Source organism: Candidatus Nucleicultrix amoebiphila FS5 (assembly GCF_002117145.1).
GTDB lineage: Bacteria > Pseudomonadota > Alphaproteobacteria > Caedimonadales > Nucleicultricaceae > Nucleicultrix > Nucleicultrix amoebiphila.
Window position 1 is genome coordinate 285,083 of record NZ_CP008743.1, and the last position, 23,716, is coordinate 308,798.

Below are 23,716 nucleotides of genomic sequence, written 5' to 3' on the forward strand. Positions count from 1 at the left end.
CCCATTCCTTTTTATGTTAAAAAGGACCGAAGCTCTCATCTTTAAATTTCATCAAGGTTTCAGAACCAGCCATGATGGAGGCAAACAGACTAGATGTCTTTGGCAAGAGTTTTTGATAAAAAAACCGTGCCGTATCAATTTTTCCTTGATAGAAGGCAGACTCCGTTGAGTTCACTTTTGGCATTGCAACAAGCACAGCTCTCGCCCAAAGATATGCAACCGCAACATGAGCAAAGAGGTGCAAATAATCCGTTGCTGCAGCGCCAATTTCATTAGGATTAGACATCCCTTTTTGCGCTATCGTTGCAGTCACCTGTTGCAAACGACCAAAGGCCTTTGCCAATAAAGGCATAAATTCAGCTAACTCGGGTGTATTTTGATGTCCTTCTATAAATTGTTGGACTGGATGAAAGAACGCTCTTAAATAGCGACCAAAATGCGCTGGCATCTTTCTTCCCATGAGATCAAGAGCTTGAATGCCGTTGGTCCCCTCATAAATTTGTGTAATACGTGAATCTCGAACAAACTGCTCCATCCCATGTTCTTGGATATAACCATGTCCCCCAAACACTTGAAGAGCGATGTTTGTCATGTCAAAGCCCACATCAGTCAGAAATGCTTTTACAATAGGTGTCATTAAATGCACTAAATCATCAGCAATTTGTCGCACTTCAGGATCTTCAGAACGTTCAGACTTATCGACTTCCATTGCTACCCAGAGCGCCAACATACGGTTACTCTCAATATAAGTTTTCATGGTCAACAACATACGGCGAACATCGGGATGCACGATGATAGGATCGGCAGCCTTATCAGGGAATTTTACGCCTGTCAGAGCGCGACCTTGCAAACGTTCTTTTGCGTAACTAAGAGCATTTTGATAAGCAATATCTGCAACACCTTGGCCTTGATTCCCCACGGATAAACGTTCAAGGTTCATCATGGTGAACATTTTGTTCACCCCTTCATTCAGCTCTCCAACTAGATACCCTTCTGCACCATCAAAGTTCATCACGGCTGTCGCAGAACCTTTTATACCCATTTTATGCTCAATGGATGCACACTGAACGTTGTTTCTTTCTCCAAGAGATCCATCACCCTTTACGATGAACTTTGGAACTAAAAACAAGCTAATTCCTTTAATACCAGCAGGAGCACCTTCAGCACGCGCGATAACAAAATGGAGAATGTTTTCTGTTAAATCATGTTCGCCAGAAGAAATAAAAATCTTAGTACCCGATATCTTATAAGCCCCAGCCCCATCGGGCACTGCCTTTGTTCTCAACATACCTAGGTCAGTTCCACAATGTGCTTCGGTAAGACACATAGTGCCGCTCCATTTCCCCTTCACCATATTAGGGAGAAATTTTTTCTTCAGCTCTTCGCTACCATGACGTGATAAAAGCGCATAGGCACCCCTCGTCAACCCCGGATACAACCCGAAAGCAATATTAGCAGCGCAGATCATCTCTTCAGCAACTGTATTTAGAGTATGGGGAAGACCTTGACCACCCCATTCAGTTTCACACGAAAGACTTGCCCAACCACTTTCAACAATTGAATTATAAGCTTCCTTAAAACCTTTAGGGGTTCTCACCTCTCCATTTTCATAGCGACATCCTTCTTTGTCTCCAGTCTGGTTAAGAGGAAAAAGAACATTTTCACAAAAGCGACCAACCTCAGTTAAAATCGCATCAATCAAATCATCTGTGATTTCGCTTCCACCCTTAAGTTTTTGTAAAACCTCAAGTCCGTAAAGTTCCTTGAGCACAAAGCTTATATCGCGAATTGGGGCTTTATAACTTGGCATTATTTAGTTCCTTAATGGTTTTCCTGTTTCGAGAATATGTTCCATACGCGCTAAGGTTTTTGGGTTTTTTAAAAGTTCCATAAAAGCTTCTCGCTCTAATTTTAAAATGTGTTCACTGGTTTGATCATCCGTAATGTCTGTATCGCCACCACTTAAGATATTGGCCAATTTTTTAGCAACAACTTCATCGTATGGTGAGGCTTTGCCAATCTTGACAAACCCCTTCACAGCCATGGACATAGCTACACGTGCAACGCTACCAGGCAGAGAGAATGATTCATCTTCAGGTGCTTTGTAATTTGGCACAAGTTTAAGAGCTTTTTGTTTTGCATCAAACAATAAACGATCACGATTCATCGTGATTTCATCGTTGGACCTCAGATATAAATTTTCCTTCGCTTCAAAAGCAGACTTATTGACGTGTGCCGTGCCAATTAACTCAAAGACTTTACCTACTGCTACCATTGAACCACCAGGACGCTTTGAATTGTTAACCCAACGAGAAAGCATCTCCTTGCAGCCGCCCCACGCAGGGATAAGACCGACACCAACTTCGACAAGACCTATATATGACTCAGCATGCGCCTGAATTGCATCGCAATGAAGCAAAATCTCGCACCCTCCTCCTAGTGCCATTCCAGAAGGTGCTCCGACAACAGGAAAGGGTGCTTTTTTAAGAGATTGATAGGTTGACTGTCCTTCTTTGACAATATCCTCAAGCAAGTTCCATAAGGCAAGGTTAGCAACAAATAAGGCTAATCCAATATTTGCCCCCGCTGAAAAGTGAGAGGCTTCGTTGTAAACGACAAGAGCCTTATAATCCTTTTGCACGATCTCAATTGATTTTTGGATCATCTTCATGATCTCTGGATCAAGAGCATTCATTTTTGTATGGAATTCAAGGCAAGCTACGCCATCTCCAATATCCCAAAGACTGGCTGAAGAATTCTTAGCTACTGGTTTACTTGCCAATTTAATATCAGATAAAAATAACTCACCAGCTTTACGGGCAATGGGTTGATATATCCCCTTCGTCGTTAAATAGTGAACTTTATTATCCTGAATTTTGTAAAAAGTCCCCTCTCCAACTTTTTCGAGTAAAGATGGGATTGAAATTCTCTCGCTTTGGAGTTTTTCTCTAAACCAACTTGGACCGATCTTATCAAGAATTTCGAAAGGCCCCATTTTCCAATTATATCCAAGACGCATAGCTGTATCTATGGCCACTATGTCATCAGCAATTTCAGGAACTAAAGAAGCTGCGTAAGTCAAAACTTTAGAAAGTACTTTCCAAGCAAAATCACCTCCCTTATCTCCAAAACTGAGCAGCTTTTTTAAGTCATTCTTACCAGTGTTTAAGCTCGCCAGAAACGCTTTTTTGGAGGCGCTGTATTCCCCTGTTTTTAGGTTGATCGATTCTTTTACTTTTTTACCGTTGCTTTCAGCGAGTCGATAAAAGCCTCCCTTGCCTTTACGACCTGTATAACCTTCACTAATCATTTTCTTCAAAAGTTCAGGTTCTTCATACCCTAGGCAATAGGGATCATCTTTTGGCAAGCTGGCTTTCATAATGCCACCTATGAGCGGGATTAGATCTAACCCAACTAAATCAAGCAAACCAAAAACTCCCATCTTTGGAATACCCATAGGTTTTCCAAAGAGAGCATCAACTTCTTCTACACTAAGATCAGTTTTTAAAGATTCAACAAGAGCTGTTTGCAACCAATATACACCAATTCGATTCGCTATAAACCCTGGAGTATCATGAGTTTCTACAACACCTTTGCCCAAGTTAAAATCAGCAAAGTGTGTAATCGCTTGATAGACATCCTCTCGCGTTTCAGGGCCTTTTACCACTTCAAGTAGGCGCATATAACGAGGCGGGTTAAAAAAATGGGTGATCATAAAAGTTGATTGAAACTCTTTTGTGCGTCCTTCAAGGAGCTTTGCCAAAGGTATTGTCGATGTATTAGAAGAAACAACGGCGTCCTTTTTTTTGATTTTCTCAAGTTTTGCATAAAGGTCTTGTTTAATTTCAAGTTTTTCAACAACAGCTTCAACAATCCAATCAACATCCTTAAGCTTTTCAAGATCGCCTTCTGTGTTGCCGGGTGTGATCAAATCAGCATTCTTTTTAAGCATAAAAGGCGCTGGATCAGCCTTGAGCATTTTTTCAATGGCACCTTCAGCAAGCGCATTTTTTTTACCAAACCCGCTTTGCGGAATATCTAAAAGTATTACTGGTATTCCTGCGTTAGCAAAGTGTGCAGCTATACCTGATCCCATGACACCTGCGCCAATAACTGCGGCGCGCTTAATCTCTTGCATATTTAAATAGCCTCCAAAATTGTAGCAATGCCTTGACCGCCACCAATGCATTGTGTGGCGAGTGCATATTTTTTACCTTCTCGTTTCAACAAAGAAGCGGCTTTGCCAGTAATGCGTGCACCCGTAGCACCTAAGGGATGTCCAAGAGCAATAGCTCCACCATCGATATTAATTTTTTTCATATCAATACCAAGATCATGAACACAAGCCAGAGCTTGTGAAGCAAAAGCTTCATTCAATTCAATAATATCTATGTCATTGATAGTAAGCCCTGCTCTCTCCAAAGCTTTTTTAGAAGCAGCTACCGGTCCGATGCCCATAATCTCAGGGGCACACCCTGCCACTGCAAAACTTTTAATGCGCGCCAACATCGGCAAATTATTCTTTTTCGCATAATCTTCAGAACACACTAAGACTGCTGCTGCCCCATCAGTCAAAGGCGAAGATGTACCTGCAGTCACAGACCCTCCCTCTTCAAACGCTGGTTTTAAAGAAGCCAACACTTCGGCCGTTGTCTCTGGTCGTATACACCCATCTTTCTCAATGAGTTGATCTCTAAATTTAATAGGGATGATTTCATCGCTTAGCCTACCTGAAGATTGTGCTTCTGCGGCTTTTCTATGACTTTCAACAGCAAGTTTTTCTTGATCTGCTCTACTTATATTGTATTTCTTGGCGACATTCTCAGCTGTATCCCCCATGGACATATATGCTTCTGGCATTTTTTCATACAGATCAGGATTTGGCATTGGATTATATCCCCCCATGGGCACACGGGTCATAGACTCAATGCCAGCACAAACAAACACTTCACCAGCATTACAGTTGATAGCACCTGCTGCCGTATGGATCGACTGCATAGAAGAGCCACAAAAACGATTGATTGTTGCTCCTCCTGCAGTAAGAGGAACGTCAGCAATAAAGGATATGAGACGCGCTACGTTTAATCCCTGCTCTCCTTCCGGAAAAGCGCAGCCCATCAAAACATCTTCAATATCTTCTTTTCTAACCTTTGTTCGTTCTAGAAGGGCTTTAATAACTTGTGCAGCCAGATCATCGGGACGCACCTTAATCAGAGCACCCTTATTGGCGAAATCAAAAGGTGATCGCGCATAACCACATATGACAACATTCTTTGATAAAGACATGATTGCTCCCAAAAATTATTTTTCTTTATATTATCTTTTATTTTTCTTCTGAGCTTTTTGCAACTCTTCTTCTACAAGTTCTTTTTTTGAAAGCTTGCCGATGATCGTCTTTGGAAGTGTTGCTCTAAACTCAATTTCTTTCGGCATTTCAATAGGGGAAAGCTTATCTTTCAGAAAAGAAATAAGATCAGATTGCGTTAAAGTCATCCCTGACTTTAATTTAATAAATGCCTTAGCGATCTCTCCACGTTTAACATCTTTCACCCCAATAACCGTTACTTCTTCAACCGCCTTATGGAGATAAATTGCTTCTTCTACATGACGCGGATAAACATTATAGCCACTCGTGATGATCAAATCTTTAATACGATCAACTAAGAAAACGTAACCATCTTTATCCATATAGCCAACGTCACCCGTATGAAAAATATTGCCTATCAACACGTCGTTTGTCTCTGTTTTGCGATGCCAATATCCCTTCATAACCTGTGGTCCAATAACGCAGATTTCTCCTTTAGTACCAAGAGGCACTTCCTTCTTCTTGTTCTTAAGATCAAAAATCTTAACAATTGTTCCTGGAAAGGGAATACCGATTGATCCAGCTTTATTAAATCCTGTCATAGGATTAGAGGTTACTGCTGGTGAAGTTTCGCTTAGACCGTAGGCTTCTATCAGCTTACACCCTGTCAGATGTTCAAACTGACGTTTTACTTCAACGGGTAATCCCGCGCCACCTGAAAGACATGCTTTCAAAGTTGAAAGATTAAATTTTTTCACATTTGGATGATGGTTGATCATAGTGTAAATCGTCGGCACAGCCGGGAAAAACGTAATCTTATGTTTATCAATCAACTTCATCGCTTCATCAACATGGAAACGCGGAAACATCATGACAATTTCAGAGCCAGTAATAATGCCAAAATTCATCACTGCCGTCATGGCAAATACGTGAAATAACGGCAATGCTGCCAAAATGCGCTCTTGTCCCGGTTGCACTGCTTCGAACCAACTCCAAGCTTGTTGAGCATTCACATAAACATTTTTATGGGTCAACATTGCCCCTTTAGGGATCCCTGTTGTACCACCGGTATATTGAAGAAGTGCAATATCTTCTGAAGGATCAATCATTATTGGTTTAGGTTGACCATTGTTCTTTACTAAATCCCTAAAACACACATGATGCTTATCCCATTTTATTTTTGCGACATCTTTAAATTTTAAGATAGGAAAGAGAATGTTTTTAGGAAATGGTAAACAATCTTTGAGAGGACAAACTATTAATTTTTTAAGGCACGTTTTAGCAAGCATTGGATAGAGCTTGGAATAGAGCATTTCCAAATCCAACGTTACCATAATTTCAGTCTCTGAATCCTCAATTTGATTGACGATTTCACGATCAGCATAAAGGGGACTAAAATTAACGACGATACCGCCCGCTTTCAAAACTGCATAATAAAAGAAAATATAATAGGGCGCATTGGGCAAAAAGAGCCCAACTTTGGTGTTTTTCTTTACACCAAGATTTTGTAATCCCTCCGTCAATCGATTCACAATTTCAATGACTTCTTTATAAGTGTATTTCTTACCTAAGAAATCAATGGCAGGACGATCTCCAAAAATTGCAGCGGTTTCATCTAGAATAGTATGGATAGGCGCTTCTTTAAATTTCATATCCCAGTTGATGGTCTTTGGATAACTTTTAAACCAGGGATACTCAGTCGTTTTTTTTACAGCTTTTATCTTCGTTTTTTTAGGAGGCTTTTTAATGCGAGCTTTAACTTTTGTGACTTTTTTTATCGTTTTTTTCGCAACACTCTTCTTTGCCATCCCTGAAAACCTATCATTTTTTTTATAAAAAAAAGGGCTGCTCTGGGGCAGCCCTTAAATCTTTAGAACTTAACGCGTGCTTGGAGGGAAACGATATCCAAACGGGACTTGTAGTTACCCATTAAGTTATCAGTTGTTGTTCCACCAGCAAGTTTAGTTGATGCCAAGCTGCTTGTACCATCTTTTACGAACAAGTGAGCGTAGCTCAAATCCAAATCAACCCAATGGTTTGGACTATAGGTTGCACCAATAGCTGTCCAATAACGATCAGCATCAGGCAAACGTGGGCTTCTGAACTCAGTGTGAACAGGAGATTGGTCATAAGCCAAACCTAACTTCAACTTCCAATCTTGATGTGGCTTATAGGTTGTTCCCAAAGACACCATAATGGTATTTTGCCAGCTTTGCTTTTCAATAGATGTGGGCAATGAAACGCCAAAACGGTTTGTAGTATTGATTTTTAAGTCTTCAATACGGGCCCAATTGGTCCACACCGCATCTCCCATCACTGTCCACTTTGGATCGATTTCGTGCGTAAAGCTGAAATTGATTGTTTCAGGCGTTGTGAGAGATGAACTGACGGCATCGCCAGAAGTAGGCAGACGATCCAATCCAGCTTGAATGAGAGCTATAGGGCTCGCAGGCTTGTTATAAACCGTCGCTTTACCCTCTAAACGATGGGCAATGTGTGAACGGTAAGTTAAGCCGAGACGTGTGCTTTCTACAGGTTCATAAATAAACCCGATAACACCACCATATCCCCAGTCGTTTCCATAAACATCAACAAGAGTATCTCTAGAGCCTGGCGTGAAACCGAGCGCAGCTTGGTTGATTATACCACCCACATCTGCGACCCTTGAAAGCTTAGCCTTCATATACTGGATTTGCAAACCTGCACCAACAGTCCATTGTCTGTGAAAGCGCCAAGCTACGTTTGGATTTACGTTCACAGTCTCAATTTGTGAACGTACTGCGCGATAACGCATAACAGAATTCAAATCATATTCAGTCTTAAGACCCCAAGGACTTGTAACACCAACACCAAGTCTCAAATTGTGACCTGCATTATACATTAAGTATGCTGAAGGAATGGGTGTCGCGGATCCAGCATTACCACTATTTGTGCCGGAAATAAGTGCACCATTAAAGAAGTAGGAACTCGCATTGGTAAATTTTATATTGGGCATAATTAAGCTGACTTGTGCTGCAGCAGCATGACGCTTTTCAATGCTCATCATCGTCGCTGGGTTACGATACATAGTGGATAAATCGCCTTTAGCTGAACCAGCACCAGCAAATGCTGTTCCCACAAAACTTCCGCTTGTTTCGCTGAGGGCGAATCCAGCAGCTTGTACAGCTTGGTTTGCGGAAAGTGCCCCCACTATTGAGAACATCGACGCCAAACGCCAATTTAGTTTTTTCATACCCTGCTCCTTGTTTTGGTTACCTAAAAATTTATTCAATAAAGACCCTAATTAAAGATATATTTAAGGAAAATGCAATCAATATATTTACACTCCCCTTATAAATGCTTTGACCGTTAACGGTTTTTAGGGCATCCTTATCTACAGATATTATAAATTTTTAGGAGAATGGCATGCGTTTCCTTAGACTTTTCACACTTTTAGTAACAATCGTTGCATTAAAATCACAAGTTTATGCTATCGACCCTAACGGACAATCCCATGCAGATAGCAAAAAGCAAGCTGTTATAAAGGACATTTGGCTCACTGAGGACGGACGCGCTAAGGTTAATATTGGCAGTTGTGCTAATAACCCTGCAGCACTTTGTGGCAAAATAGTTTGGCTAAAGGAACCTTTAGACAAAGCAGGAAAGCCTAAGGTAGACAAAGAAAATCCTGATGAATCACTCCAATCCCGTCCTCTTATGGGACTTGAAATATTGCAGGACTTCGTACAATCAGAAGACAGTAATGAATGGGTAGATGGAACAATCTATAGCCCCAAAGAAGGGTCGACTTATTCTTGTAAAATTAATCTTTTAGAAGAGAACCCCAACAAACTACGCGTTCGCGGATATGTTCTGTTTCCCGCTTTAGGAAAGACACAAATTTGGACACGTGCTCAATTAGAAAGCCAACCTCACGAAGCTGCTAACAATCATGAGAATGTTGGCCATAGTAATCAAGAATCAGACGAATAATGTAAAGAAGATGATGAGAGTTATTCCTCTTGCAGAAAAACTTTCTGCACGTCGTACTGATGATTTTGGAAAAAATACCTATTAACTAATTTATTATTCATACAGTCAAGGAGGCTTTAATGCGCCACTGGATTTATTTTTTTATTATTTTCTCCGTCTCTCATTCTGTTCAAAGTTCTACAGGCTTTTATGAAGATTATGATTTTCAGAAGATTGAAGATCAACCAGGAAAGTATCGTGTTCACTATCTAGAAGATCCAACTAAAAATTCACTAGACTCAAAAGTAATGATACGTGACGAACATGAGTGTCATTTGCATTTTTGGTTGGAGCATGTTCACCATCTAGCCGCGGCACGTACGGGAAAAAAAGAGGAAGATTACAAATATATTGATTCTGAAGGTTTGGAAAAGTCATTTATCATTCATCACGAGCTTAGAGCTGACAATATGTATCATCGTATCGACAGCAAATACCGGAATAAAGAAAAAGTTACAATAGTTTTGGATGAAAAAGAAAAAACTGAATCTTGCACGCCCCTATCGACGCCAAAAAAATCTGTTGTAACGCCTCTCACCCTTTCTCCTATTAAAGAATATGATCGCTCTTATAAGTTTTTACCAATTGAAGATATTGCTGCTTTAAGTGCAAAGATTAAGAAATTAAAAAGTAAGAAGCATCCTGGGCATCTTGAAACACTTTGGAAATTGCTTTTGAATGAAATTGATCACCAACATATGGACGTTTTAAAGCTGACCCAAGAGCAAGGTGAAGAAGCAGAACTGATAGACCATTTAATAAAGAAAAGCCCCCCTCAGACGTTAATTAATGAAATGCAAATTTGCCGCAAACACGTTCTGGCGTTTTTTAAATATGCTCTTTTTGCTGATTCCTATTTCAACAAAGGAATGGATGTAAATGCACTTATATATCTTTTGAAAGCTTTGCAACTAAAGCACCTCCATAAACAGGAAACAGAGTGGCTTAAGAGTTATATTAAGAAAAGAACGACTCATCTAACTCCCGAAGATCTGCCAACATTGAAAGATTTGCGAACCATTCTAGAGATCAAAGACTAGGTGTTGATATCTTTGAAAAATCGGTCGTAAAAGACTCTACCCGCGACGCGTAAGATTGCGGGTAAGGTTTTGTTCCCCACGCTGTTGTTGAACGCAGTGAGCTACCAAAGTATAGATATCATTGGGTAAATGGCTTTGGATAAACTGCAACATATAATCTATTTGCTGCGCACTCAAATTAGCCAAAGTAGATTTTACAAAGAGGGGTGCCATGGCTCGTTCATGAGGAGCCCAGCACTTAAACGCCACCAGAATACTTGTTAAATCAAGATCACTATAATTTTTCCAAAGGGTATCTAATATTGTGTTTTCTTCTTGAAAAATATGGACTAAATATTCACCTACCATAAGATTAAAGAGTCGATATAATTGTAGCCCTAGCTCTTTCTTTTGTTCAGGATTATCTGCATTTTCAATTTTATCTGCCAATGATAATAATTCATGAAATCGTCTTTCGGAAAGAGAGTGCTCTATTTCAAAAAGTTCCACTGTTTCTTTGTCAAAAGGTTTAATCAGTGGCATTATAAAAACACCTTCATTCAATGAATGCTGTTTTAGCTCTTTAATAAAATTCTCTAGTTTCTGCTTAAAATCTAAAAAATTCTCAGTGTTTGAGTATTCTATAGTACCCAACTGTTTTCCCAGATCATAAATACGTGAGCGTTGTTCTTGATGGGGAGTACTGAGAAGATCCAAACGTTTATTCATTTTACCTCATACTTTTGTTCACGTATTTGTATTTTTTCCAGCAAGTTTTTATAAAAAAAACTTTTTTTCAGCATATATCGTTCATCGATATCGTCTATGTTAATTCTATAAAGATTTCAAGAATGTACACAAGATAAAAGTAATCCATGGAAGGATTTATCATAACCGTATTTTAAGAAGGAGGAATTTTCTTAAACAAATGGATTTTAATAGAAGGAATGTTCCAATGGTAAACAAACACATGCATCAAAAATCCAATAAAAATTGTTAACAACACAACAAGGAGTATCTGTGTTGGATCAACGTGCTCTACCTGGTTATCTAAATAGAGAGATAGTCCCAACCCACACAAGAGTGGAATTTCTGCATAGGTCAGCTCATTCCCTAACGCACGATACCCAGCAAGAGCATTACGCATAGTACTGCCCCCAACACCCGTCATTACTGCAAATAACGGTCCCCAAATCCAAAGAGGATCAGCTTTACCAAGAACGGCTACCAACACACCAATCACAGTAAAGGCAGATGTACCCATGGCATCTAACAGTTGAATCAAACGCGTAATTTCGGCCTTTGAAGGTACATATTTATCAATCACAAACAATTTCATCTTGTGACGAAGAAAGTCGTAGACATTAATAAAAAATAGCACAGTTAAAAATGCTATAATTACGATATAGACATAACGCGGTGTTACAAGAATCCCCACAGGAGTACGTCCAACAATTATATCACGTATGAGACCGCCTCCAAAAGACGGTACGATGGCTAGCCCAAAAGTTGCGAGCACTGAAAAATTTTCTTTATCAGCAATCATCATCCCCGCAATCACGAAAGCAATAATAGCCAATACCTCAATCCATAAAAACCAGGGACGATCAATGGTTTGCATTAAAAGTACGGGCAGAATATACTCACGCATTATTTTTCGATGCTCACCGGAAGCCTTCATTTCTTGGATGGCTTTATTTACTTTTTCTAAAAATTCAGGGGATCCTAATTTTTTGCTAATTAGAAAATGGATCGGTGTGCTGACTCCTAAATAACGCTCTTCCACATCTTTGCTATGACCTGAACGCCAAATAAGTGTTGCCCCTACGAGTCTATCCGTTAGGAATCCATCTATTTTATCTTTAAGCAGGTTATTCAGGTTATCATTTTCGAATTTCGCGCGCATGATTTGATGCTGATATTGTGGATCATTAATAAAATCATTAATGGCATCAGATGCATAAACGAAACCGTCCATAATCCCCAGACGAAACCCTGTTTTTTTCGCCATATCAACAAAACTCTGGACATTCTTAAACTCTAAAGAAGAGCCATACTTAACAAATAAGGCATTTTCTTCAAAACGATAAGGAATTGAAAAATAGGCCCATTCGGAACGCTCTTTTGTTTTCGTAGCAAAAGGCGCTATGAGCCTTTGTCCGCTTTTTATATCGGATAAGAATTGCTTCCATTGCACCACTGAAAAATCTGGTTTTACGCCTAAATGCTGAGACAAAGCCTCAATCATTTTAATATCGAGTCCTGTCAATTGAGAAAAACCTTGAGTTTCCTTTACGTACATATAGGGTTCAAATGGAAACCAACCTGTCTTAATCACTTCATCTTGGGCTTTTAAAGGAGCGCATAAAAAAATGGCCACAGCCACATAAAGGCTAACCATCAATACATACTGATAGTATTTATTATGTTGTAGAAAATTCATTTTCATACGACAATTTTGCGATATTAATATTAAAATTTCTTTAAAATTTAACAAGAATTAAGCTCATCACCTGCCGATATTAGCGTACGCGTTTCTTGTTCAAAAATTTGACTAAGATGCTACTTTTCCGCCAATGAATTTATGAACGCGTGCAGCCTGATTGATCGAGCGATCTTTTAACCAAGGCGCTTGTGTTAAAATTTTCTCAGTGTCCTCAAATCCATACTTCGAACGACTTTTTAAAGACGACTTAGAAAATTCACAATCCCTTGAAGAAATTTTATGTTTCGTTGAATCATAAATAATATGAACAATATCAAAATGCCCATACTCATTGCCAATTTTTCTTAAGCTTTTTTGTAATTCAATCTTTTTTTGTGTTTCAGGCATAGAGTTCAGCGCTTCTTGCAATGCAACTGATAGATTATGCCGATCTATCACATGGTCAATGTGATGAGAAGTACGGCTCGTATAAAGTATATCTTTTGATCGAATAGTAACGTCTTCCATATCCTGAGGTTCATCACCGAAAGGCGTAAAAAGATCTACCATAAAAACAAGCGTATTCTCATCTTTTTTACTGCGAAAAAGTTGCTCAAGAGGTGTATTAGCAACACACCCCCCATCCCAATATAGGTCACCCTCAAGACGCACTCCTGGAAATCCTGGGGGCATTGCACCGCTCGCCATCACGTGTTCCGGTGTAATACGCATATTAGCGTTATCAAAAAAGACATGTTCGCCATCTTTAACACGCGTAGCACCAAGGATAAGACGCATTTCTTTTGCATTAATCCGATCAAAATCTATATATTTTTTAAGAGTCGATTTAAGTCTACTTGTATCGTAGTAACTTGTTGCCGCAATACTTCCTCTAGGATGCAATTGAGGCCCTGGAAACCTTGGTACAAAGAAATTGGGTTGTCCGAAGAGTACGCCTTGAAGAGACGTGATTTTATGATGCAACGTACGCATCTGATCAATTCCAGGTGTTTTAGGAAAATCGGGCCAGGAAATACTTTCCCAAAAAGCGTGAAGACGCTCAAGCCTATTCTCTGGTTCATTACCTGCAATGATCGCTGCCGTAAAAGCCCCAATTGAGATTCCTGCAATAGTATCGAGTTTAATAGCAGCTTTGTTCAGCGCTTCATAAACACCAATATGATACGCACCAAGAGATCCTCCACCTTGTAGAATCAGAGCATAATGATCATAATTTTTTTTTGTTTTTTGAAGTGTCATCATCACCTCCCTTTTATTTAAGAGTATTATAGATCACACTGTCTTAGGCCCATCAATTGATTTATAGGACTGAAGATAAAAAATCGGGAGTGTTAATTAAAAGAGAGACATGATATACAGCCTTCAAACAAAGGTAGGAGGCAGAAATGCAAGTTAGATGTAAGGATTGTGGAAGCTTTAAACTTGTAAGAAATGGGAAGGCAAGAAAACATCAAAGATATAAATGCAAAGAATGAGGTCTGTCGTTTATCGAAGGTGATCGGAGACAGAAAACGCCTGTTGAAGCTCAGGCTTTAGCTGTCCTGTTGTATGGAATGGGAAAATCAAGTTATGGATTCATAGCAAAACTTTTTAAGGTTTCGAGAACAGCTGTTTACCACTGGATTCGTAATTTTTGTGAGGACCTTCCGCCCCCTCAAGTGCCAGAAGGGACCTATGATATTGACTTTGATGAGATGTGGCATTATGTCACTTCAAAAAAAACAAACTCTGGATTTGGAAAGCCTTGGATCGTCATGAAGGGAAAACCCTTGCCTGGGTTACAGGCCATCGTAATGCTAAAACCTTCCAAAGACTTTATGAAAAAGTAAAGCACGTCAAAGGAAACTTTTACACCGATGATTGGGAGGTTTACTCCCAGATTCTTCCTCAAGAGAGGCATATCATTGGAAAGTCAGGAACGACTCGTATTGAAAGTGATAACGCGAATACCAGGCATCACTTAGGGCGCATGGCAAGAAGAACGAGAATTGTCTCAAGAAGCAAAGATATGGTTGATCTTTCCTTGCGTCTTTGGCGGTTTCTGCAGGAACCCACCCATTTTGAAATAATCAGAGAAAAATTCTCGTCTATCTTTTAATTAACACTCCCAAAAAATCTAAAGCACCTTGCAAAATATAACTGGCTGCGAGTTTATCCACGAGTTCATCACGACGCTTGCGTGATAGATCAGCTTCAATCATCATTCTTGTCACCGCCATAGTCGACATACGCTCATCCCACAAAACAATAGGAAAATCTCTTATAGCTAAAAGATTCTGTGCGAATTGACGAATTGATTGACAACGAGGACCTTCACTCCCATCCATATTGATAGGAAATCCAATCACACAAGCCACAACGTCATTTGTATCGATCAATTGAAAAAGAGTTTCTGCATCTTTTTTAAATTTTTTACGCTCAATGGTCTCACGCGCTGTAGCTACTTTCCAACTTATATCCGATAAAGCCAAGCCAATCGTCTTCGTTCCAACATCAAGCCCTAAAAGACGATTTTTGGAAGTTTTTAATATTCGTAACTCTTGAGGCGTCATCATACTCATTGAGGATAAAACGTATCCTTTAAAGTAAAAGGCTGATAGGTCATCTCTAAAGCTAGTGTGGGCTCTTGAGCAGAAAACTCATGACATAATCCAGGTTGAATTGTTATGAAATCACCAGGCTTATGCACATGTTTGATACCTTCGTCTTGTTTCATTGTAGGCAGCCAATACTGACCGTGCGTCAGACCAGAAATGATGTAAAATATCTCTATTTTTTCTTTGTGATAATGACGACCTCTGGGTTGTCCGGGTTTAATCTCTAAGATTGCTAAAAATTTGTAATCTTTGGGCTGGTTCAAATAGGCCATAAAGCCGCGCTCTTTCTCTAAATAACCAAAAGGCTTCTGATCATCAAGATGAGGTTCTAATTGAGTTAAATCTTTAATATCCAAAAGATCATAAATCTGCTGCATTAGCTTTCCATTCTTTTGTTGGTTACACGCATGACAAGAGCACTTTCAAGAAAGTCATCAATGTCTCCATCTAAAACTCCCTGCGCATTGCCCTTTTCTACGTGAGTACGCAAATCTTTTACCATTTGATACGGTTGCAAAACATACGATCGAATTTGATGCCCCCAACCAATTTCTGTCTTCACAGCATTTTGAGCCTGGGTGGCTTCTTCGCGCTTTTTAAGTTCTGCTTCATAAAGACGTGCTTTTAACATGGACATTGCTTGAGCTTTATTGCGATGCTGTGATCTGTCATTTTGGCACTGCACCACAATATTTGTTGGAATATGAGTAATGCGAATTGCACTTTCAGTTTTATTGACATGTTGACCACCTGCACCAGATGCACGATAGGTATCAATCCTGAGATCTTTTTCTTCAATAACTATGTCAATACTGTCATCAATCACAGGATATACCCAGACAGAAGCAAAGCTGGTATGACGTCGCGCATTTGAATCGAAAGGAGAAATACGTACCAAACGATGAACACCACTTTCAGTCTTAAGCCAGCCATAAGCTTGATGACCAATAACTTTAAACGTACATGACTTTAGACCGGCTTCTTCGCCAGGGGATTCTTCGATCCACTCAGTTTTATAACCATGGGCTTCTGCCCATCGGCTATAAAGCCGCGCCAACATGGACGCCCAATCTTGAGCTTCCGTACCACCTGCACCAGCATTGATTTCTATAAAGCAATCGTTATTATCGGCTTCGCCAGACAATAAGCTTTCCAATCGTGCCCTTGCTGCTATAGATTGTAATTTAAGAAGCCCCTCTTCCGCTTCTTTAACGATGTCAGTGTCTCCTTCAGCCTCTCCTAATTCAAGGAGTTCCACGAAACTTTTTAAGTCTCCATCCAACTTTTGCACACGCGCCAAAGATGTTGTGAGGCGTTCACGCTCTTTCATAATCTTTTGGGCGGCTTCTGGATCTTGCCAAAGATTTGGATCTTCAGCTTGCTTGTTTAATTCATCAAGCTTACGCGTCGTTGTATCCCAGTCAAAGATGCCTCCTTAAGAGGCTAATCACTTGTTCGATGTCCTCTTTAACATGCAATAATTCAGTACGCATCTAGTCCTCATGCAATTTAAAACTAGTGATTTTGTTACATAAAATAATGAAAAAAGCCAGTATAATTAGCGCAATGTCTAAGGAGCTCTTGCTAAAATTCGAGAAACTTTAATAAACTCCCTCTGTTGCAACAAGAGGTTCAGTAGGCGATGGCGTTAACCAAGCATCACTTTGATTCTCTTCTTCATAGGATAATTTTTTATCTTCATGACTCTCTTCATCGTCATCTTGAATTTCTGTTTCCGACAAAAATGCTTCTAAAATAGTCCCTTGATGTCCAGTTTCTGTTTGCTTACCACTTTGAGAATCAACACGAACAAATTTGATTCCTGAGGGTGTTCTAAAAGGAACATCTGGCACCCCTTTTAAAGCATCTTTTAAGAAATCAGCAATGATAGGGCTAGCAGCGCGCGTACCCCCTTCATCTTTACCCAGGCTTCGCGTCACATCAAAACCTACATAGACGCCTACGACCAAATCAGGTGTATAAGCAATGGTCCAGGCATCATGACAATCGTTGGTCGTTCCAGTTTTCGCAGCAATCGTATGTCCCAAACCACGCAACTTATGACCTGTACCACGCTGAACAGCTCCTTCTAAAATAGAATTTAATTGATAAATCATACGTTCATCTGCAAGTTGCATCGTACGCGTTTTTAAAAGAGGTGGCATTGAAGGATTCGTACGCGCTGCGTCACAGCCTACACATGTTTTAAAGGTATTAAACATGAGAGTACGCCCCTGTCGATCTTGAATACGTTCAATCATCGTCGGCTCAACTCTTTTACCGCCATTAGCAAATGCAGAAAAACCCGCCATCATCTTCATGAGAGTGGTCTCTCCCGCTCCTAGAACCATAGCTAATTGAGCAGGCATATGATCTAAGATTCCAAATCTCTGCGCGACATCTGCCACTGCTTGAATCCCAACTTTTTCATAAACCATCCTAATGGTCGGGACGTTACGCGAAACTTCTAACGCGCGTCTAAAACTAAGTACCCCCACAAAGTCTTTATGAAAATTTTGAGGTCGCCAAATACCTTGGCCATAACCTATGTTGAGTTCAAACGGATCATCGTGAAGGGTCGTTGAAGGCGTCAATCCTTGTTCAAGACCTGCCAAATAAACAAATGGCTTAAAAGCAGAACCTGCTTGACGTTGAGCTTGCGTAGCACGATTGAATTGGCTCATTTCAAAGCTGTATCCACCATGCATTGCCAACACGCGTCCCGTATGAGGATCCATAGCAACGATAGCTCCAGAAACCTGAGGAATTTGACGAAGATAAAAGCTTCTTGCATTTGCCTCCGCATTTTTTTTATCAACAAGGACAACATCACCAACCTTCATAACTTCATGCACAGAAGTCACTTGTGGACCTAAGGCACGATCTGAAATCCATCTTCTTGCCCACTTTAAATCCGCTAGTTCAATAGTCCCAATGTTTCCTTCTTCAGTCCCTACAACAGCGTGTTTTTGATCTACAGCTAAGACTAAAACCATCTGCCAATTACCGGCACCAGAGGGCTTTACGAGACTTTTTAGGTGTTGAATCCAGAGATCTTTATCCTTTTTATAATCCTTGATTTGGACATCTAAATGGATAACTGGCCCCCGCCAACCATGACGACGATCATAGGTAAGAAGTCCCATTTTTAAAGCTTCACGAGCAATATTCTGCAATCGAGGATCAAGGGTTGTGCGCACTACGAGACCTTCTTTATATAGTACCGACTCACCAAATTTTTTAATCAAGTCACGGCGCACTTCTTCCGCAAAATAATTTGCCTGAACCAATTCAGCTCCTGTGCGTTGAATAACGGTGAGAGGTGTTTGAATAGCCTCTACTGCCTGTTCATGAGTAATATGGCCGTCTTCGTACATACGGCTAATCACCCAATCACGACGCGCTTTAGCACGTTCAGTATATTTTTGAGGATTATAACGTGTTGGAGCTTTTGGCAAAGCTGCAATAAATGCAAGCTCAGCCACAGTTAATTCATCAAGGCTTTTATTAAAATAATTGAGCGCCGCAGCCGCTACGCCATAACACCCCCCTCCCAGGTAAATCTCATTTAGGTAAAGTTCTAAGATGTAGTCCTTTGTGTAAGCCTTTTCGATACGAAAAGCTAAAATTGCTTCTTTAATTTTACGTTCGAGAGAAATGTTATTGGAAATATCTGAAAGAAGAAAATTTTTTGCAACTTGTTGCGTAATGGTTGAAGCACCAATAGGTCTTTTAAGCTGTCCTAGACGTTGTACGTTCGTGATGCTCGCCCGAATAATTCCGGGAATATCTAGACCGAAATGACTATAAAAATTCTTATCTTCAGCTGAAAGAAAAGCATTAATTACTTTTTGAGGAATGGATTGAATAGGCAAATACACACGCTTTTGTGCAGCATATTCAGCAAATAAGCGTCCGTCATTAGCGTATAATCTTGTAACAACTTGGGGTTTATAGTTAGCCAGTTCTTGATAATTGGGGAGGCCTGCACCGAAAAAATAAAAGAGGCCAAATGCAGCAAAGATACCTAAGAAGCCCAGCATAAGAACAAAGCTTAATAAAGAAACAAAAAATCGACGCAAAAGCTGGTATCCTTCGTACGTTTCAACTGGGAGATCTACCCATCACGGATATAAACTCAAAGAAGAGTATATCTTGCTTATGCCAAAACCTCAATTTTGTTTCAAGAGTATTATACTGTATCTTAGTTCAGAATATGACCAAATTGGTTACTTTTTATGATTTTTAACTCAAAAAAGAAAAGAGTTGTTCTTAAAATAAACAATCGTTATCCTATAGTTGTATTGAATGCTAGTTTAATGGGAGACATACAATATTAACAGGTTTCCCCTTCTAGCGAAGCGTATATGAATTTTGAAGAGCTGGCTTGCGCCACTAACTTTGGTTAAAACTTGTAGGTTTTGAATATAATGATAAGAATTCAAGCTGAGAATTTAGATAAAATAACCTCTCCAGCATTTTTCCCCTTAATTGGGCTTAGATCCAATCAGGACCTTGGTGCTGCAGCTCTTCCCATTATTATGTGCATAAAGGCACAAGGAGTTGTAGACTATGGCAAAAAAGATGTTGATCGATGCGGCCCACCCCGAGGAAACGCGCGTTGCAATTATCGATGAGAATAAGCGACTTATCGATTATGATTTTGAATCTGCTACAAAGAAAACGCTAAAAGGTAATATATATCTGGCTAAAGTAGCTAGAGTTGAACCATCGTTACAAGCTGCTTTCATTGATTATGGTGCTGAACGGCACGGATTTTTAGCTTTCAATGAAATTCATCCTGATTATTTCCGCATTCCCATCTCTGATCGCCAAGCTTTAGAAAAAAAACTCAACGAAGAAGTTGAACAACTTCGTGAACAAGAAAATGCCAAAATAGCTTTAGAAGAAGAGAAGAAAGAAGCAACAACTGACGGGGAAACAGAAGTTTCAACAATTGGCGGCGAATTAGATGTCAGTGATGCGGATGATCAAGAAGAGGAACACTACCGTCCTTCTCTCCATCGTCTCTATAAAATCCAAGAAGTTATTAAGAAAAATCAGATTCTTTTAGTACAGGTCACAAAGGAAGAACGTGGCGGTAAAGGGGCTGCGCTCACTACTTATATTTCCATGGCAGGTCGTTATTGTGTTCTTATGCCCAACTCTCCTAGAAGTGGTGGTATTTCAAGAAAAATATCGAATATCACAGATCGTAAGCGTTTACGCAGTATTCTAGATTCCTTAGAAACACCAGAAGGAATGGGGCTTATCATTCGTACAGCCGGAATGGAAAGAACCAAAGTTGAGATTAAGCGTGACGCCGAGTATTTAATGCGTCAATGGAATTCTATTCGTAAAAGTACGCTTGAATCCATTGCCCCCTCTTTAATTTATCAAGAGGACGATATTACGAAGCGTGCTATTCGAGATCTATATACTAAGGATATTGCAGAAGTTTTGGTAGAAGGCGAAGAAGGTCATAGAGTCGCAAAAGCCTTTATGAAAAGCCTTATGCCCAGTCATGTGAAGCGGGTGAAACTTTATAGTAGCGATGGCGTGCCTCTTTTCTATCATGCAAAGATTGAAAAGCAAATTGATGAAATGCATAGCCCCATGGTTCGCTTACCCTCGGGCGGTTCAATCGTTATTCATCCCACAGAAGCGTTAGTTTCCATTGATATTAACTCTGGTCGAGCGACAAAAGAGCGCCATATTGAAGAAACAGCTTATAAGACAAACTTGGAAGCCGCTGAAGAGATCTATCGTCAGGTGCGTTTAAGAGATCTGGCAGGACTGATTGTTATTGACTTTATTGATATGGACAATAATAAGAATACTGCCAATGTAGAGAGACGTGTACGTGAGATTTTCCGTAATGACCGTGCCCGTGTACAAATTGGTAAAATAAGCCCCTTTGGACTTTTAGAATTATCACGTCAACGTCTCAAGCCAAGCATTTTGGAAACAGCTTCTGTACCCTGCCCGCACTGCCAAGCAACAGGCTTTATTCGGTCAACTGAATCTGTAGCGATCATGATCATTCGTATCCTTGAAGAAGAAGGTTTTGCAAAGAAAGCTAAAAAAGTCTTATTGAAGGTTCCAGAAGCTGTTGCTTTTTATATCCTGAACAATAAGCGTTTACAGTTATCTTCAATGGAAAAGCGCCATGGATTCACTGTTGTTATTGAAAGTGATCCTAAAATTATAACACCTAATTATACGATCACACGTCTTGAAGAAGTCGAGACAAAAAAACCACAAGTCTCAGAAGAACCCCGGGAACAAAAGGAAGTTCAAGAAGAGACTCCTACTCCCCAACATCCTCACCAACAAAAGAAAGGTGGAGGACGTAATCGTCATCGTCGTCGTTCAAAACATCAGCATCATACTCAAAATTTTAATCAACCGCATCATGGTGAAGACGCACATCAACCTTCTGAACCAAATGGAAACATCAAGCCTCCTGTTCAAAACGAAGTTCACACCGATGAAATGCCTATGAAGAAGCAAGATGAATCCAGCCAATCAGAGGGTGCGACGACAGGATCAGGAGGAGGTAGCGGTGGACATCGACATCGTCACCGCCATCGTCATTTTAGGCACCGTCATAAGAACCGTCCTCATAATCCACAACAAGGAGATGAGAAGGCTCAAGGAGCTTCACAATCAGAGGGAGCTTCCCCCTCTCCTACCCATGAACATACGCAAGCACCTACACAGAAATCGAAAGAAAATATTCCTGTGAGTGATACTGCTTCTCATGAAGGCCCTGAGAGCACGACGAAGGGAAAAGGTAAGGGTCGTAAAAGCTGGCTTAAAAGATTGATTAAAAAAACAGATGAAAACAATTAAACATATTCTTCTTTTCTGTGCTCTCTGGTTTGGAATTCAAAATTCCGCAGTAGCTTTGACTGTCTTTAAAGAAGGTACAATCATTCGTGATGCAGAAATTGAACAAGTCTTGAGGGATTTCACCAAGCCTATCTTTGAAGCTGCGGGATTAAACCCAAAAGATCTTCAATTGTTTGTGATCGTGGACGATACAATCAATGCGGCTGCTACAACAAATTATACTTTTCTGTTAAATACTGGTTTTTTAACGGGTGCTAACAATGCCTCTGAGATCATCGGAGTTCTTGCTCACGAAACAGGCCACATCGCGGATGGACATATTGCCCGGTCTGAGTCTGCAATGGCAAAATCACAACTTTTAGGCCTTGGCGCTATGGCTTTAGCTGCAGCTGCGGCTTATGTTGGTCGACCACAAAGTGGAACAGGTATAGGGTCAGACGTCACGAACAAAGGTGGTTCTGTGATGTATGATTCTATTGATGCTTATCGAAATGATGCAAGTGCGATAGTAGGCACTGGCATGGCTTTTGGACTAAAAAACCTTATGAAATATAGCCGAGGACAAGAAGGTTCAGCCGACCAAGCAGCCATTAAATTTTTAAATAAGCTTGATTGGTCCCCTCAAGGTTTGTTTGACTTTATGAAAAAATTACATCAACAAGAACTTTTATCACCTGAGATGCAAGACCCCTATATGCTTAGCCATCCTTTGACAACAGAGCGTCTTGAAGCTTTTAAACAAGCAATTGCTAAAGTTCCTCAGACCAAAGCAATTCCCCATAAATTTGAAACTGAATTTCAACTTATCAAGGCTAAGCTTATTGCTTTCCTAAAACCTGCTCAGGTTATTATTAAATATCCAAGCAAAGATACGTCACCAGAAGCGCGCTATGCGCGCGCCATTGCAGCTTTCAGAAACAGCAATATGGAGCAAGCGTTAACTTTGATGGATGGATTGATTAAGGATTTTCCAAATAATGCTTACTTTTATGAGCAAAAAGGACAGATCCTTTATGAAAGTGGAAAGCTTCCACAAGCCATTGACTGTTTTCATCAAGCTGTCGAACGGGATCACCGTAACTCTCCTATCATTCGTTTATTTTACGCACAAGCACTTATAGAATCTGAGAACCCTGCATCCTTAACCAAGGCCAAGGAACAGCTGCTCGGCATCATGGATCGTGAACGTTTTAATCCAAATCTCTGGTATTCTTTATCCGTGGTTTACGGTCGCGAAGGAGATATGGGAAAAAGCGCTCTTTATCTGGCCGAAAAAGCACTTTGTGAACGAAAATACGAGATTGCTGAAAAGCAAGCTAAACGCGCACTCACAATGCTAAAAAATGACGTCGATAAGCTTCAAGCCAATGATATCCTCAAAGGACTCGATGCCGTGAAAAAGGATTCTCCTTCTTCTGAGGATGATTAAGCACTTTTTATATCGACGTCCGCGCATCATCCTTGTATTGTTTTTTCCGAGATA

19 protein-coding genes are annotated in these 23,716 nt (G+C 40.2%); 7 read left to right on the forward strand and 12 right to left on the reverse strand.

Annotated elements, in window-relative coordinates; all coding sequences use genetic code 11:
• Positions 1–16 precede the first annotated feature (16 nt).
• The 5 genes from GQ61_RS01335 to GQ61_RS01355 form a co-directional block, all read right to left on the reverse strand.
• The gene (locus tag GQ61_RS01335) at positions 17–1,810 is read right to left on the reverse strand and encodes an acyl-CoA dehydrogenase C-terminal domain-containing protein (protein WP_085783578.1); all 1,794 of its coding nucleotides are present in this window, start codon (positions 1,808–1,810) and stop codon (positions 17–19) included.
• Positions 1,811–1,813: 3 nt separating this feature from the next.
• Positions 1,814–4,138, reverse strand: a complete 2,325-nt coding sequence (locus tag GQ61_RS01340; protein ID WP_085783579.1) for a 3-hydroxyacyl-CoA dehydrogenase/enoyl-CoA hydratase family protein — start codon at positions 4,136–4,138, stop codon at positions 1,814–1,816.
• Positions 4,139–4,140: 2 nt separating this feature from the next.
• Complete coding sequence (locus GQ61_RS01345) at positions 4,141–5,286, reverse strand: thiolase family protein (protein WP_085783580.1); 1,146 nt, start codon at positions 5,284–5,286, stop codon at positions 4,141–4,143.
• Positions 5,287–5,316: 30 nt separating this feature from the next.
• Positions 5,317–7,113: a long-chain-fatty-acid--CoA ligase gene (locus tag GQ61_RS01350; RefSeq protein WP_232317328.1), complete on the reverse strand. Its 1,797-nt coding sequence runs from the start codon at positions 7,111–7,113 to the stop codon at positions 5,317–5,319.
• A 62-nt stretch (positions 7,114–7,175) separates the two neighbouring features.
• Positions 7,176–8,537 carry an OmpP1/FadL family transporter gene (locus GQ61_RS01355; protein ID WP_085783581.1) on the reverse strand — a complete coding sequence of 454 codons (1,362 nt, stop codon included), beginning with the start codon at positions 8,535–8,537 and terminating at the stop codon, positions 7,176–7,178.
• Between the two features lie 173 nt (positions 8,538–8,710).
• On the opposite strand from GQ61_RS01355, the gene GQ61_RS01360 reads away from it, so the two are divergent.
• Both GQ61_RS01360 and GQ61_RS01365 read left to right on the forward strand, forming a co-directional pair.
• On the forward strand, positions 8,711–9,277 hold the full coding sequence (locus tag GQ61_RS01360; protein WP_085783582.1) for a DUF2147 domain-containing protein: 567 nt from the start codon (positions 8,711–8,713) through the stop codon (positions 9,275–9,277).
• Between the two features lie 119 nt (positions 9,278–9,396).
• A complete protein-coding gene (locus tag GQ61_RS01365) occupies positions 9,397–10,356 on the forward strand; it encodes a hypothetical protein (protein ID WP_085783583.1) in 960 nt (319 codons plus the stop codon).
• A 36-nt stretch (positions 10,357–10,392) separates the two neighbouring features.
• On the opposite strand, the gene GQ61_RS01370 is transcribed toward GQ61_RS01365, so the two are convergent.
• The 3 genes from GQ61_RS01370 to GQ61_RS01380 form a co-directional block, all read right to left on the reverse strand.
• Positions 10,393–11,064, reverse strand: a complete 672-nt coding sequence (locus GQ61_RS01370) for a hemerythrin domain-containing protein (protein WP_085783584.1) — start codon at positions 11,062–11,064, stop codon at positions 10,393–10,395.
• A gap of 172 nt (positions 11,065–11,236) precedes the next feature.
• Positions 11,237–12,784, reverse strand: a complete 1,548-nt coding sequence (locus GQ61_RS01375) for a transporter substrate-binding domain-containing protein (protein WP_085783585.1) — start codon at positions 12,782–12,784, stop codon at positions 11,237–11,239.
• 105 nt (positions 12,785–12,889) lie between these two features.
• Positions 12,890–14,023: a patatin-like phospholipase family protein gene (locus GQ61_RS01380; RefSeq protein WP_085783586.1), complete on the reverse strand. Its 1,134-nt coding sequence runs from the start codon at positions 14,021–14,023 to the stop codon at positions 12,890–12,892.
• A 143-nt stretch (positions 14,024–14,166) separates the two neighbouring features.
• Between GQ61_RS01380 and GQ61_RS09365 the strand changes: the two genes are divergently transcribed.
• From GQ61_RS09365 to GQ61_RS09370, 3 genes are all read left to right on the forward strand, one after another.
• A complete protein-coding gene (locus tag GQ61_RS09365; RefSeq protein WP_157111104.1) occupies positions 14,167–14,256 on the forward strand; it encodes a transposase-like zinc-binding domain-containing protein in 90 nt (29 codons plus the stop codon).
• Positions 14,257–14,334: 78 nt separating this feature from the next.
• The gene (locus GQ61_RS09215; RefSeq protein ID WP_198157290.1) at positions 14,335–14,610 is read left to right on the forward strand and encodes a hypothetical protein; all 276 of its coding nucleotides are present in this window, start codon (positions 14,335–14,337) and stop codon (positions 14,608–14,610) included.
• Positions 14,526–14,879: an IS1 family transposase gene (locus GQ61_RS09370; protein ID WP_198157364.1), complete on the forward strand. Its 354-nt coding sequence runs from the start codon at positions 14,526–14,528 to the stop codon at positions 14,877–14,879. Before GQ61_RS09215 ends, GQ61_RS09370 begins: the two co-directional genes overlap by 85 nt.
• Here GQ61_RS09370 and ruvX read toward each other — a convergent pair.
• From ruvX to GQ61_RS01405, 4 genes are all read right to left on the reverse strand, one after another.
• Positions 14,869–15,342, reverse strand: a complete 474-nt coding sequence (gene ruvX, locus GQ61_RS01390) for a Holliday junction resolvase RuvX (RefSeq protein WP_085783587.1) — start codon at positions 15,340–15,342, stop codon at positions 14,869–14,871. The genes GQ61_RS09370 and ruvX overlap by 11 nt on opposite strands.
• A complete protein-coding gene (locus GQ61_RS01395) occupies positions 15,339–15,755 on the reverse strand; it encodes a cupin domain-containing protein (RefSeq protein ID WP_085783588.1) in 417 nt (138 codons plus the stop codon). The genes ruvX and GQ61_RS01395 overlap by 4 nt, the downstream gene beginning before the upstream one ends.
• Positions 15,755–16,871 (reverse strand): peptide chain release factor 2 gene (gene prfB / locus GQ61_RS01400; RefSeq protein WP_157111106.1). Its coding sequence is split into 2 segments (ribosomal slippage): positions 15,755–16,801 and positions 16,803–16,871, totalling 1,116 coding nucleotides; the frame shifts between segments, so codons are not numbered across the junction. The genes GQ61_RS01395 and prfB overlap by 1 nt, the downstream gene beginning before the upstream one ends.
• Before the next feature lie 108 nt (positions 16,872–16,979).
• Positions 16,980–19,460: a penicillin-binding protein 1A gene (locus GQ61_RS01405; protein WP_085783589.1), complete on the reverse strand. Its 2,481-nt coding sequence runs from the start codon at positions 19,458–19,460 to the stop codon at positions 16,980–16,982.
• 490 nt (positions 19,461–19,950) lie between these two features.
• Between GQ61_RS01405 and GQ61_RS01410 the strand changes: the two genes are divergently transcribed.
• Positions 19,951–22,233, forward strand: coding sequence for an Rne/Rng family ribonuclease (locus GQ61_RS01410; protein WP_085783590.1), 2,283 nt, complete (start codon positions 19,951–19,953; stop codon positions 22,231–22,233).
• Complete coding sequence (locus tag GQ61_RS01415) at positions 22,220–23,662, forward strand: M48 family metalloprotease (protein ID WP_085783591.1); 1,443 nt, start codon at positions 22,220–22,222, stop codon at positions 23,660–23,662. The genes GQ61_RS01410 and GQ61_RS01415 overlap by 14 nt, the downstream gene beginning before the upstream one ends.
• The last annotated feature ends 54 nt before the right edge of the window (positions 23,663–23,716 follow it).